Genomic DNA, 14,897 nt, shown 5'->3' on the forward strand with positions numbered 1-14,897 from the left:
TAGGTAAAAAAGGTAAGGAAATGCTGCTTATAAGCAAAGCTAAAGCCTGGTGTGTATTGGAGTTCGGGGAATCCCCAGAAACCAGGTCGTCAGTCTTTTGTGCAAAAATCTGACCAAGTTAGCGATAAGAACAAAGCTAAAAAGCTCTGGGATCTGAGCGCAAAGTTACTTGAAATTGCGTAATTTTCTGCGGGGCTTTAGCCCCGCAGATTTCGGTAGACAGACACTTACCGGACACTAGCCGAAATTATGCTTTTTTTTTCCAACTTACTTAATTGGCAAGCCGATTCCAGAGGCTGTCGTCGAATCGGAATTTTAATTATGAACTCGGCTCCCTGTCCCGGCGCTGAAATACACATTATCTGACCACCGTGTTTGGAGGCGACAATTTGGTAGCTAATAGACAAGCCCAAACCAGTACCTCTACCTGGGGGTTTCGTTGTAAAGAACGGGTCGAATAGGCGATCGCGTACTTCAGGTGCTATACCAGGGCCATTATCCCCAATCCGAATAGTCACGAAGTTACTATCGGTTACTTCCGTGCGAATCCGAATTAAGCTCAGGGAACAGTAAACATCTTCGGGCGATCGATTTTTGTCATAGTCCTCCAACGCATCAATTGCATTGGCAATCAAATTCATAAACACCTGGTTGAGCTGCCCTGCATAACACTCTACTGGTGGCAGCTTGCCATATTCTTTGACAAGCTGAATACCTGGATGGTTAGCACTAGGTTTAAACCGATTGTGCAAAATCAACAGCGTGCTATCCAGCCCAGCATGAATATCCACTGGCTTCATTTGGGCTTCATCCACACGGGAGAAATGTCGCAACGATTGAATAATCTCGCGGATGCGATCGGCTCCCACCTTCATCGAAGCTAGCAATTTGGGCAAATCTTCAATCAAAAACTCCAAATCTATAGCCTCAACGTACTCCTGAATCTCCGGCGGCGGTGATGGAAGATACTTAATATAGAGCTTCAAGAGTCCGAGAATGTCTTGGCTATAATGATGTGCGTGGGTAAGATTGCCGTAGATAAAGTTGACAGGATTATTAATTTCATGTGCCACACCTGCAACCAATTGTCCCAAGCTGGACATTTTTTCACTGTGAACTAATTGGCTTTGAGCTTCTTGAAGTTTGCGAAAGGCAAGTTCTAGCTGATTGGCTTGTTGTCGATAACGTGCTTCTGATTTCTGCAATGCAGTTTCTGTAGCGATGCGTTCTTGGATTTCCTGTTTCAGCTGCTGATTCGATCCCGTCAACAGCTGATTTGATTGGAAAAGTTCAGCCGTTCTTTCTGCCACTCGTATTTCTAACTCCGAGGTGAGCGTTAATAGAGCTGCCTCTACCTTTGCACGCTCTTCAATCTCCTCTTCAAGACGCACGTTTTGATCTTGTAACTTTTTAGTTAGATTTCGCAAGCTTAAATGAACCTTGACACGGGCTAAAACCTCTTCATGCTGAAGTGGTTTAGTAATATAGTCTACGGCTCCAAGACTCAAACCTGTAACTTTATCCACCGTTTCAGAAAGCGCCGTCATAAAAATTACGGGAATTTCTTTCGTTGATTCCTTAGCTTTCAAGTGGCGGCAAGTTTCAAAGCCATCCATACCAGGCATGAGTACATCCAATAAGATGAGGTCTGGCAGTGCATAATCCACCTGCGCGATCGCATCTTCGCCATCCTCAGCTACCAAAACTTTGAAGCCAGAATCAGCCAGAAACTTGAACAGGACTTTTAAATTAGTTGGGTTGTCGTCAACGATTAAAATTACGCCGTTATTAGTATTTGTGCTTTTCATTTATTTATTCCTACATTTTTAAGAAGATCGCGTATTTTCTTAACCTGAAAACCTTTAGCTAATTCCTGTATTTCTCTGGCAAAAGACGCAAACATCACATCTTTTTTTTCCAGGTTAACCGCTCTTTCGACAATACTATTGAGATCGCCCATCATTACTAAATCCAACAAAGCAGCAATCTCTTCTGTAGGAGGGGCTACAAGCGGATGCTGAGTTTTGAGTCTAGTAGCCTGAGAATTTTCTTCTGGGTGCATAGTTGCATTTTCACTATTGCCTTCCTCATAAACCCACTCCAAGTTTAAGTGAACGTTTAACTTATCTAACAGGTCTTCTACTCGAATAGGTTTGGGTAGAAAATCGTTGCAACCCGCCTCCTTGCTTTTGTCCTGATCGAACTCAAAAACGCTGGCGGAAGTGCCAATCACTACCACATCTTTTAGTTCTGGCGATCGCTTAATCCTTCGAGTAGCTTCAAACCCATTTAACTGAGGCATCATCAAGTCCATTAAGATGCAATCAGGATTCAATTCCTCAGCCTTATTGAGACAGTCCTGTCCATCTGTTGCTTCCACTATCTCAAACCCTAAAGGCGATAACATTTTGACCAATAGCGAGCGATTTTCTTTTTTGTCATCTGCTATGATAAGTTTGCGTTTATAGCCTTTGAAACCTTGTATATTTAGTTTGTATTCTTTCCTATTATCGGCCCAGTCAGAGGCTTCCGGCAAGTCTAAATCAAAGAAGAAAATGCTCCCTTTACCCAAGGTACTTTTTACTTTAATTTCGCCACCCATCAACTCAACTAATTGACGGGTAATTGCCAATCCCAATCCAGTTCCTTCAGTTTTGAGGTTGTGGTCTCCGACCTGATGAAAGGGCAAAAATATTTCTTCTAATTGCTCTGGTGCCATCCCCAATCCCGTATCTTCCACTTGAAACCGAATTTTGCCTTCGTGATAACCTACCTTAAAAGCAACTCCGCCAGTTTGAGTGAATTTTACGGCATTTCCTAGCAAGTTAATTAATACTTGCCGCAACCTTTGTTCATCGGCTCGGACTCCGGTAGGAAGCAATGTAATCGGTTCATAAATTAATGAAATGCCTTTTTGCCGCGCCTTAATGCGGCAGATTTCAGCTAGTCCTTCTAGAAATTCTGTAAAATTAAATTCTGTCGGATGGAGTTCCATCTTTCTAGCTTCGATTTTGGATAAATCTAGAATTTCATTAATCAAGTTCAGCAAGTGTTCGCCGCACTGGTGAATGATGTTTAAACCATCTTTTTGCGAGTCAGTTATAGTTTTATCGCGTTTGAGGATTTGAGCATAACCCAATATGCCATTAAGTGGCGTGCGGAGTTCGTGGCTCATACTCGCGAGGAAATCACTTTTGGCACGGTTGGCAGATTGTGCGACTGTTTCTGCTGTTTGCAAGCGCACATTTTTTTCCTGTAACTCTTGGGTTCGTTCTTCTACTTTCGCTTCTAAACTCGCGTTGGCTACTTCTAAATCGGTGTACAAACGAGCATGCTCAATTGAAATTGCCGCCTGCGAGGATAATATTCGTAGAACTTCTATACGTTTCGGCGTAAATGCACCCGCAATTAGATTGTTTTCTAGATAAAGAATGGCAGTTAACTTGCCTTGATAGATGATGGGGACACACAGGAGAGATTTTGGATGATTTTGGATGATGTAAGGATCGGTGTTAAATATTTTCTCCTGAACTGCATCGTTTAAAACGACATCTTTCTGAGTTCTGGTGACGTAGTTTATTACTGAGACAGGTAGCTGGTGGCTGGTTGATACAGGAAGCGATCGCAGCACTTGTACTTGCTCTTTATTTCCGGCTGCTTCTATAAAGAATCGACCCTGCTTTGATAAAATGAGCAAGCCAGTTTCAGCACCTGCATTTTCTATCAATATTTTCATTAATTTTTCTAGCAGGTTTTCTAAGACAATTTCACCGGAAATGGCTTGAGACGCTTTTACTACTGAAGCCATGTCCAGAATTTCTGCCTGGCTACCTGTGGTGGTTAGACTGGTAATTGTTCCAGTTAAGTCGAAGTTAAAGGGGGTTTCTGTGACAAGCGATCGCGCTATTAATTGCGGGTATTTTGACTCTAAATCCTTGACTTTAGCAATAGCCCCCCAACGCATATAGGCATAATAAGCATCGGTCATGTAGGTGCGGGCAATTTTTTCTTTACCCCATGACAGATAAAATTTGGCTGCGAGTTCATAAGCGAGTGCTTCCTCGTTGGTATACTCATTTTCTTTGGCGAGGGCAATGGCGCGATCATAATTCTCTATCGCTTCTACTTTTTCTCCTAAAACTCGATGCTGTTCTGCCTCTACTAAATAGAATTTGTGCAAAAAATTCATTGGGGCATGATGCGCCCATTTCTGCATTTTTTCTTGATTCGCTTGTACCCGTTTAAGAATGTCCTTTTGTTGATACTGCGAGCTATTGGCATAAACTGCTAGCCGTACTAAAGAATCATAAAAATGGAAGAGAGGAACAAGGGGCAATCCTACTACCGCCTCCAAATACTTCTCTGCTAGGGCAGTATTTTCAATTGCTTCTGAATAATTTTCAAACCAGTAACTAAGTAAAAGTTTGTTCCAATATATGTAGGCAACTCCCAATTTATCGTTTGCTTGCTTGTGCAATGGCAACCTGATCTGCTCATCGCATGCTTCACCTTTTAAGCAGCAAGTATTTTCACTTTTTCCGAGCAGATTCAAGGTGGCCTGCCAATAGATTTCGTGATAATTAAGCGCTGTTCCTTGCTTGATTTTATGAATAGCATCTCTGTTTCTTGCCATCTCTCTTTCAAGGATAGTCAGTTCTTTGCCGCTAAAGTAAGCGAAACAGGAGTACATTAGTAGACCATAGGCAGCCCATTCTAAATCTCCCGTCTCCATTCCGCTAGCGTAAGTTGACACAAAAGGTTCTAAGGTTTCTCTAAGATGATCTTTCCAAGGTCGGATAAATATATTTACTATGCCAACTGTCTTGGCTTTGATTTCTTGAGCATTCAACTTTGACACTAGATTTAAAGCCAATTGACCGAACTGATAACCTGAATCAATATCTCCGACAATGCCACAAAGAAGAAGACCATAATTAGCATAAGCAAAGGGAGATACGGAAGCATTACCATATTGGACGGATAAACTTACTTGTTTGCACACTGTCAAGGGCACCAGTTCTGGCGCAGCCATGTATGCAGGAGCAAAGATACTTGATAAAAGTCTCATAACTGCTAATTTATAGGGAGCGGTCATTTGAGGCAGGTCAACTAATTCCTCAATTTGCAAGCTATTCAAAATTGCCGCAGTTTCCCCTAGTGCCTGCCCAATATCTGACGGGTTCGGCTCTTGGGGAAACTCCACCCCTAACAGCTTTAAAACTTGTAGCCCTGTATTCACTGCTTCTAGTAGCTTGTTCTGCGAAACATAAGCTTGAATCTGGACTTCATACACTTTAATTTTCTCTAACAGCGTTTTAGCGGAGTTCTGTACTATCTCAACGAATCTCTGCATTCCTTCAAAATTACCGCCCAAAAAAGCTGCTTCTGCTGCTTCCTCATGCAGTGCTAATGTCAATTCATATTGGCTTTCCCAGCTATCTCTTACCAGAAGAGATAAACCCACCTGCAAATATTTAACGGCGGAATCGTGGGCTGTTGCTGCTTTGGCTCTTTGACCAGCGATAAGATTGAGTTGAGCTAGTTCGTATTTTTCCGATTCAGAAGTTAGTAGGCCAGTACCATAATTGAGCTGGTTAACCAGTGCGAAAATATTTTCTTTTCGTTCTTGAGGCGTTGTATTTTGCAGTAGTAATTGACCAATTTTCAGGTGAGTCTGTTTTTTCTCTTCATCTGGGATTAGAGAATAAGCGGCTTGCTGCACGCGGTCATGTAAAAACTTGTAGTCAACCTTGACATCTGTTAAGGTAATCCCGCCGAATTCCTCCTGATTAAATACCAGAGGGATTTTGTAATCATTGCTTAGGGGTAAAATCAAACCTGCCTGAAGTGCAGACCACAACTGTGCGGCAGTAACTAAGGTGGTTTCTTCATTGACAATGCTCAAAATTTCTAAATTAAAAGTGTTGCCAATACAAGCTGCTAGTTTTAATACTTTCTGTGTCTCATCCGGCAGTTTGCGAATATTTCTACCAATCAACTCAACAACATTATAATCAGTGATACCAATCGCCAGAATTTGCTCAATATTCCACTGCCACTCACTTGAGCGTAAGTTATAACCCAGCAAATCTTCTTGATAAAGAGTTTTGAGGAGTTGAGTTAAAAAGAAAGGATTGCCTTGCGTTTTGTTGAAGAGTAACCGCGCGAAATTCCGTGTTTCTACAGATAGCGATTCCGGAAAAACAAATTCATTTAAAGTATCGGCGATTAATTCTTCAACATGAATGAGTTGTAACGGGCTGAGTACGATATTATTTACCGCCGCACCTGTTTTTTGAATTTTTTCAATTGTCTGGACAGTCGGATGGGTGGGAAAAACTTCGTTATCTCGATACGCGCCAATGAGCAATAAATACTTGCTATCGCTATCAGTTATCAACAGTTCAATTAATTTCAGCGATGCCGAATCCGCCCACTGTAAGTCATCCAGAAACACAACAAGAGGGTGTTTTTCGGTTGTAAACACGCTAATAAATTGTTTAAAAACCCGACTAAAACGGTTTTGAGATTCTGTTGCTCCTAGTTCCGGTACGAGTGGCTGCTTGCCGATAATTAATTCGACTTCAGGGATAACATCGATAATAACTTGTCCGTTATCGCCTAAAGCGGATAGCAATTTTTCTTTCCAAGCTTGGATTTCTATTTCGCCTTCGGTTAGCAGTTGCAGAATTAACGATTGGAAAGCTTGAATTAAAGAAGCATAAGGAATATTCCGTTTAAACTGGTCAAACTTTCCGGCAATAAAATAGCCACGTTGCCGCACAATAGGTTTGTGAACTTCATTCACCAAAACAGTTTTACCAATGCCGGAGTAACCCGATACCAGCATTATTTCCGTCGTGCCAGCAGCAACGCGATCGAATGTTTTCAGAAGGGTAGTAACTTCTGCTTCACGACCATAAAGTTTTTGTGGTATCAGTAATTGAGCTGCTTTATCTGCACTACCGGGTATAAAATTAGAAATCGTTCCAGTAGTTTGCAATTTTAGCAAGCAAGTTTCTAAGTCAAATTTTAATCCCTCCGCACTTTGATAGCGTTCTTCAGCAGTTTTAGCTAATAATTTTATTGCAAGATTTGAAATAGCTTCAGGAATTTGTGAATTGACCTGATGAGGTGGAACTGGAACTTTAGCAATATGGCAATGTACTAATTCCAGCGGTTCAAGCGCTTCAAAAGGCAATTTACCCGTTAGCATTTCATAAAACGTAACGCCCAAGGAATAAAAGTCGGTGCGATAGTCAATTGACCGATTCATTCTGCCAGTTTGCTCTGGCGACATATAGGCGAGTGTGCCTTCTAGTAAGTTCGGGTTGCCAAGCGTTTGATTTTCTCTCTCTAGGCTGGATGCAATGCTGAAGTCGATGAATTTAACTTGCCCAGTTTGCGGGTTAATTACAATATTGTCAGGCTTAATATCTTTATGAATAATTTGGGCTTGATGCAGTTGTGCTAAGGTGGATGCTAGCTGTATGGCTATATTTAGGAATTTAGTTACTTCCAGAGAGCGATCGCTTAAATATTTTTTCAGCGATTCTGCCCCAAAATCTGGCAAAATTAGCGCTAAACCGTTGTTATAATTTTCTAAGGCTAGGGGCTTAACAATTCCTTCTATATCTACTGCATTTTCTAAAATTTTATATTCATGTCTTAACCGACTCAGCTCTTCCAGGGTGGGATACTCTGCTTTAAGAGCTTTAATAATTACGGAAGATTTATCTAACTGTCTGGAAGCGCGATAAATAATTGTAGATATACCTTCATGCAAAACTTGAGTAAGTTCGTAGGCGGGATGAGTAAGCATTATTGTGTAGAAGTAATAGATAGTGTGAACTGACGTAAGAGTAGATGGATGCGTACCGGATTTTACCTAGCTTTATTTATATTTCCCAGCCAATCACCAATTTTTCCAAAGCTAAATAAAGCTAAACATTTAGAAATAGAAGTTAGTATTTGCCAACCAACCACTGCCAAATAGTAAAGTTTTGCTAAAAGTATCAAGACAGCCCTTGACGATATAAGCGATCACGCCTACTAGCATATACAAGCGATCGCATTCATACTGAAGGGGCGTAATCCAGAGCAGTATAACTCCACTTTCTGACTTTATCCGCAGTTTCGCAAAGCGCGGTCAGAAAAATCATCGGAATGGCTTGAGTAGATTCTTTAGCTTTCAACTAGCCGGAAGTGTCAAACCTCTGTCTCCAAGACGCGATCGCATCAAATGAACTAAAATTGTCATTATTGGCTCTTCAGCACCTTATATGCCAAAAAAGTAGTTGAAAGGTAAGTAAATATAGCTTACAAGCAGAGCTAAAACCTTGGTGAAGTTGACCTTAAAGACCGATTCACACTTAAAATATGTTTGGTAAACATATAATTGTTCCGGGTAACTTGACTCATAGCCAAGAAATATGCAACCAAACAAAAGCACAATTGCTAAAATTTGATGGGATAAAAATCAACTCCTATCGCCAACACAAGGGAACAGAAATACTTTTATCAGCAGAGTCATTCTTGTATAACTCTTCGATTTCCAACTGCACCAAAAGCCTCGATATATCCTCAATGATTGACCCTAACTAATTAAGCGTTGAGATTATGAATTTAGAAATTTTGATAATTTCCGAGCTAATAACAAGTCTGGCAATACTACTTAAAAGTCATGGTGCAAAATGGTAAAACCTAAAAGCAAGGATTTTTTGGAGAAATAAACCGCGCAGGCTCCGCCAACGCAGTTCATTCTTCTTACCCCCCCTACCGTATGGCAAAATTTAGTTAAACCCCTCTTCATTTAGTCTTCCCAGCATGACCGCAACAATCCCCACCCTCGCCAGCCAATACGACGCCAAAACCACCGACACCAAGTGGCAAAAATTCTGGGAAGAAAACCACATCTTCCAAGCAGACCCCAATCATTCTGGCGAACCCTACTGCATCGTCATTCCCCCGCCCAACGTCACGGGTAGCTTGCACATGGGACACGCCTTCGAGAGTATCCTGATTGATACCCTCGTCCGCTACCACCGAATGAAAGGGCGCAATACCTTGTGGGTACCGGGAACCGACCACGCGAGTATTGCAGTGCAAACGATTCTGGAAAAGCAACTTAAAAAAGAAGGTAAAACTCGCTTTGAGTTAGGGCGCGAAGCATTCCTCGAAAAAGCTTGGCAGTGGAAAACTGAATCTGGGGGTAAGATTGTTAACCAACTGCGGAGTTTGGGCGTTTCGGTAGATTGGTCGCGGGAACGCTTCACGCTAGATGAAGGCTTATCTAAAGCGGTACTGGAAGCCTTTACCCGAATGTATGAGGAAGGGTTGATCTATCGCGGCAATTACCTGGTGAACTGGTGTCCTGGAACTCAGTCTGCGGTTTCTGACTTGGAGGTGGAAAACAAGGAAGTTAACGGTAATCTGTGGCACTTCCGCTATCCCCTCACGGATGGTTCTGGCTATATGGAGGTGGCGACAACTCGACCGGAGACGATGCTGGGCGATACGGCGGTGGCAGTGAATCCCAATGATGACCGCTACAAAGATTTGATTGGGAAGACGCTGATGCTGCCAATTATGCAGCGGGAAATTCCGATTATTGCCGATGAATTGGTCGATCCTGCCTTTGGGACTGGTTGCGTGAAGGTGACACCAGCCCACGACCCCAACGACTTTGCGATGGGTAAGCGCCACAATTTGCCGTTTATCAACATCATGAATAAGGACGGCACTTTAAACGAAAATGCTGGGGAGTTCCAGGGACAAGACCGCTTTGTTGCCCGGAAAAATGTGGTGCAGCGACTGGAATCAGACGGGTTTTTGGTCAAGATAGAGGATTATAAGCATACGGTTCCTTATAGCGATCGCGGTAAAGTCCCGGTCGAACCCCTCCTCTCTACTCAGTGGTTTGTCAAAATTCGCCCTCTCGCTGACCGGGCGTTACAATTCTTAGACGATAAAAGTTCCCCAGAGTTTATTCCCCAGCGTTGGACTAAGGTTTATCGGGATTGGCTAGTCAAACTACAAGATTGGTGCATCTCTCGCCAACTTTGGTGGGGACACCAAATTCCTGCCTGGTATGCAGTCAGCGAAACTGGGGGCGAAATTACCGACAACACGCCGTTTGTGGTAGCGCAAAACGAGACAGAAGCAAAAGAAAAAGCGGTTGCAAAATTTGGACAAGATGTCAAACTAGAACAAGATCCAGATGTGCTAGATACCTGGTTCTCTTCTGGATTGTGGCCTTTTTCTACTCTAGGTTGGCCGGAACAAACCCAGGATTTGACAACTTACTACCCGACCGCTACCCTCGTTACTGGCTTTGACATCATCTTCTTCTGGGTTGCCAGAATGACGATGATGGCTGGACATTTTACAGGTCAAATGCCCTTCAAGGACGTTTACATCCACGGTTTGGTACTGGATGAGAACGGCAAGAAGATGTCCAAGTCTGCCAACAATGGTATCGATCCGCTGTTGCTGATTGACAAATACGGCACTGATGCCTTGCGCTACTCTCTGATTAAGGAAGTGGTTGGTGCAGGTCAAGATATCCGCCTAGAATACAATCGCAAGAGTGATGAATCTGCATCGGTGGAAGCGTCCCGGAATTTCACTAACAAGCTGTGGAATGCTGCCCGGTTTGTGATGATGAATCTGGATGGTAAAACGCCGCAACAACTGGGGAACCCCGCAACAGAGGCATTGGAATTATGCGATCGCTGGATTCTCTCCCGCTACCATCAAGTAGTGCAGCAAAGTAGTCAATACATCGACAACTACGGACTAGGGGAAGCTGCCAAAGGACTTTACGAATTTATTTGGGGTGACTTCTGCGACTGGTACATTGAACTGGTAAAACCTCGCCTGCGTCCGGAAGCACCAGCAGCATCGCGGCTAGTTGCCCAGCAGACGCTTGCCTATGTGCTGGAAGGGATTCTAAAATTACTCCATCCTTTCATGCCTCACATCACTGAAGAAATTTGGCATACTCTCACTCAAGCTGGTGAAGGCAAAGCTTTGGCGTTACAATCTTATCCCGAAGCAGATCCCGCACTCATCGACCCAGATAAAGAACAGCAATTTGAATTGCTATTCGGCACTATCCGCACCATTCGCAATCTTCGGGCAGAAGCTGACATCAAGCCTGGGGTGAAGGTTCCAGTAATTTTGCAGACCCAAAGCGACAAGGAACGGCATATCCTAAACTTAGGGGAGTCTTATATTCAAGACTTGGCAAAGGTAGAGAAATTAACCATCAAGGGCGCAAAAGATACCCCGTCATCTACCGAAATATTAAAGCCGGATTCATCCGCAGATGTAAAGTCTGCCCTCTCGTCTTCTACCGAACCAAATCTCGCGGCATCTGTCAAGGAAAAATCTAGTGCCAATGCCCCGATTTTGTTACCATTTTTGTTTTTGCTGCCATTTTTATTTGTGGTGCTTCTTTGTCTTTTTGTAGTGTCAAAGGTTACACAAATTATTGCCAAAGGCAAAATTGACAAAAAGGATACAGCATCAAAACAACTTGGCTACGCCCATCCCCCAGAAACCGATTTTAGACCACCAGAACAGGAGAACAGTGAAGAAAGTGCTATGCCAAAAGCGATCGCTGGTGTCGTTGGCACAATCCAAGTTTTAATTCCCCTTGCCGGAGTCGTCGATGTGGACGCACTACGTGCCAAACTAGATAAAAACTTGAGCAAAGTTGAAGCCGAAGCCAAATCCCTTTCCGGGCGTTTAGGCAATGCCAATTTTGTCGAGAAAGCCGCACCTGACGTGGTGCAAAAGGCGCGGGACTCACTAGCCGAAGCTGAGAAACAGGCAGAAATTCTGCGTGAGCGACTGGAGCGGCTCTAAAAGTCTCTAGGGACACAGTGGTGTATCCCGGCTTTAATAACACTTTATTCCCTGCGATATAGGAATAAAAGTGTTATTTACGATATAATACGCCCGTAAACTTAGGGTGCCCAGACGTGTTCGTTTAAAGACAAGATAGCAATGCGATATTTTGCCGAAGTGCAAAAAAATGAATTGTCAGGCGGGGTAGAACTGCGAATCCTTGCCAAACAAACCTCTGAGAATACCTGGGCAGTGATTGATAAAGAATATGTAATTCCCGCCGTCGATATCGAATCCCCGAAGGAAGGTTGGTTAGTTTTAGTAGAGGTAAGTGAAAATCAGCAGATTCATAGTATTGAAAAAGCGAAAGATTGGGTTTTGGAATTAGTGCAGCAGTACCTAACAAGTAGCATTACTCCCACCTTTTTACAGCAGGAAGCCGAACGTGCTGAACACTGGCGGCAAGACCTCACTTTACAAAGTCAGGAATTAGCCCGCAAAAATTTAGAAATGGAAGCGCGTCGGGAACAAATTCAAACATTGGAACAAGACCTAGAGCAGAAAAAAAAGCAACTAGAAGCCTGGGAAGAAGACTTAAAAAGGAGAGGAAATAGTTAAAAAGCGAACAGGCATCCCCATGCTTGTAAAAATGCCTGACGGCTCAAGGCGTGGCTTTCGCGTACCAAGCCTAGAAGAAAGCCGCGCCTATAAAGCGAAAGCCAACGTAGGCTAATAGGAACGCCGCTTTCGTTAGGCTTCGTTTGTGGAGTATTGAGGCGCGGATGTTCTATAGGTGTATATTTGCACTCGACGTGATGCTCCTGAACGCTAAGAGCAGGATGGCTTTTAACAATTCCCAATTAGCCATCCTGACCTTAGTTAAATTGAAATCCGGGGCATGGAAACGCTGGAAGTCCTGGGTAGAACAACACCCGTTTGGGTTCGTTGTGGCTCCCCTAGCAGCACTACAGAGCAATTTAGCTGCTGAACTAACTGTGTAGTAACATCGCTGATTTCTAGACCGCCAGCGGTGCGGCGACGAAGCGATCGCAATACAATCAAATCAACCGACTTAGAAGCATTTAGAATTCCTTGCGCCACATTGTCATTCTTGATAATTTCAACGTTGATGTTGTTACTTCCAGGTGCCCACTTCGAGACTAGCAGAGACAGTTGCGACTGGTTCCACGCTATCTTCGCTGGCGTTGTTCTACTATTGCAGACGTTTAACAACGTCACCTGAGCCTGATTCGCCTCAGCCAGAATTTGGGCAAACCGCAACGGTTGTATCGCTTGCCCCGTCAAGTTTTCCACTGGAACCAAAATCCGCCGAATTTGTGACGGCGGACCCTGCAACCGCGTCACCGCAACTGGACAGTGAGACGACCACAGGACGCTATCAATCACATTGCCGAACAAACGCGCCCTTAAGCCGGTGCGTCTACCCCAGCCCATCACAATTAAACTCGCTTTTTGTTCCCGACTGGCGCGGCTAATTCCCTGAGCAACGTTGTCATCAAGCCGCAGCAATGGTACCGCTGTCACACCTAGTTCAACGGCTAATCCTGTGGCTCTCTCAAGTAGCATCTCACCTTGCTGGAATGCCCCTTCCAACTGCGGTGCGTCCATGTGGGCGTGCGCTGTGGTAATCGCTAACGGTACAATCCTTCCCGCTTCATGCCGCGCCAGTAGCGCTGCCATTTCCATTAAATTCCTCTCGGTTTCCGGATTGTAGACAGGTACAACCACTGTAAAAGGTTGGTCTGGCGATGCAGGTATGCCATCTAGTCCAGTTGTGTTAGTTGCGATCGCTTCCGTTTCCGGTACACTCAACCCAGGCGCTACCCGACTGGTAATCAGCGGGCCTAACGTTGCCGTCACCAGCATCAAAACTAGCACGCTGTTTAAAACACCTTCTGTCAGCAACCTCTCACCCGCCGGATTGAGCGCCCGATAGCCCACCAGCGTCGCTGCCAAAGTAGCAGCAACCTGCGGTAGCGACAGTGACCACATCGTTAGCATCTCGCGCCAGTTGTAGCGGTACGTTAGTTTGGCAAACAAAGCTGCCAAAAACTTACTTCCAATCAAACCCGCCACAATTGCTAGAGTTAACCCGACAGAAGAGAGCGTTTTAATAAAAGCCGGAATATTTATCAGTAGCCCCATATCCACAAAGAAAATCGGGATAAATAAGACGCTACCGACAAAAAGCACCTTTTCCTTTACTGGCCCTTCCCCCAAAACATCATTCACTGCCAGACCAGCTAAAAAGGCTCCGACAATTTTTTCTACCCCAATCAACTGTGCGCCCAACGATGCCAGAAATAGCGCTAACAATACAAATAAAAATTGATTGCCCTGATCATTCCCAGAACGTCGAAAAAAATGTTTTCCAGCCCAATCAAAGCCAAACAAAACCACCGCAGAGTAAACAATTAAGGATGCCAACAGGGTGAACAGCTTAGTAGGCGTAAAGTCACCCGCATGAATTCCCACACAAACGGCTAGTACCAGTAACGCGCCAACATCGGTGAAGATTGTCGCGCCAATGGTGACAGTGACGGCTTCGTTTCCCACAACACCCAGACGACTGATAATTGGATAAGCCAAGAGGGTATGAGAAGCAAATAAAGAGCCAATTAAAATTGAAGCATTCCAGTCAAACTGTCCGACGGTACGCCCCACGATTGTCCCCATAATCAGGGGTATTAGGAAGGTATAGGTACCAAAACCAATCGAGCGATTTTTGGTTTTGCGAAATTGCTCAATATCAACTTCTAGCCCTGCCACAAACATCAAGTAAACTAACCCGATGTCTGAGAGCAGGTTCATCGTCTCTGATTCGGTTTCCAGCAGCTTCAACCCGTTCGGGCCGAGTACAACACCTGCTGCCAACAAACCAACCAATCCTGGCAGCCGCAACCACCGCTCGAACAGCATAGGTACGGTCAAGATGACCACTAGCAAAATTGCAAATGGAACTATCGGTTGCTCTAAAACTTCTGAAATTGATTCCATAGGAGGTAGCTTAGGGATGATTTTTA

General features: G+C 44.0%; 6 protein-coding genes. 2 read left to right on the plus strand and 4 right to left on the minus strand.

What is annotated here, in order from left to right; all coding sequences use genetic code 11:
* Window positions 1-227 precede the first annotated feature (227 nt).
* Complete coding sequence (locus H6F66_RS18700) at window positions 228-1,808, minus strand: response regulator (protein WP_190424062.1); 1,581 nt, start codon at window positions 1,806-1,808, stop codon at window positions 228-230.
* A complete protein-coding gene (locus H6F66_RS18705; RefSeq protein WP_190424064.1) occupies window positions 1,805-7,822 on the minus strand; it encodes a hybrid sensor histidine kinase/response regulator in 6,018 nt (2,005 codons plus the stop codon). The genes H6F66_RS18700 and H6F66_RS18705 overlap by 4 nt, the downstream gene beginning before the upstream one ends.
* A gap of 1,004 nt (window positions 7,823-8,826) precedes the next feature.
* Here H6F66_RS18705 and H6F66_RS18710 point away from each other — a divergent pair.
* Together H6F66_RS18710 and H6F66_RS18715 are read left to right on the plus strand one after the other, a co-directional pair.
* Window positions 8,827-11,871, plus strand: a complete 3,045-nt coding sequence (locus H6F66_RS18710) for a valine--tRNA ligase (RefSeq protein WP_190424066.1) — start codon at window positions 8,827-8,829, stop codon at window positions 11,869-11,871.
* Between the two features lie 141 nt (window positions 11,872-12,012).
* Complete coding sequence (locus H6F66_RS18715; RefSeq protein ID WP_190424068.1) at window positions 12,013-12,471, plus strand: hypothetical protein; 459 nt, start codon at window positions 12,013-12,015, stop codon at window positions 12,469-12,471.
* Here the strand turns inward: H6F66_RS18715 and H6F66_RS18720 are convergent.
* Both H6F66_RS18720 and H6F66_RS18725 read right to left on the minus strand, forming a co-directional pair.
* A complete protein-coding gene (locus H6F66_RS18720; RefSeq protein WP_190424070.1) occupies window positions 12,468-12,713 on the minus strand; it encodes a hypothetical protein in 246 nt (81 codons plus the stop codon). The two genes, H6F66_RS18715 and H6F66_RS18720, sit on opposite strands and share 4 nt — an antisense overlap.
* Before the next feature lie 19 nt (window positions 12,714-12,732).
* Window positions 12,733-14,871, minus strand: coding sequence for a cation:proton antiporter (locus H6F66_RS18725; protein ID WP_190424072.1), 2,139 nt, complete (start codon window positions 14,869-14,871; stop codon window positions 12,733-12,735).
* Between the last annotated feature and the right edge of the window lie 26 nt (window positions 14,872-14,897).

Origin of the sequence: Trichocoleus sp. FACHB-6, assembly GCF_014695815.1 — a bacterium.
Classification (GTDB): domain Bacteria; phylum Cyanobacteriota; class Cyanobacteriia; order Cyanobacteriales; family FACHB-T130; genus Funiculus; species Funiculus sociatus.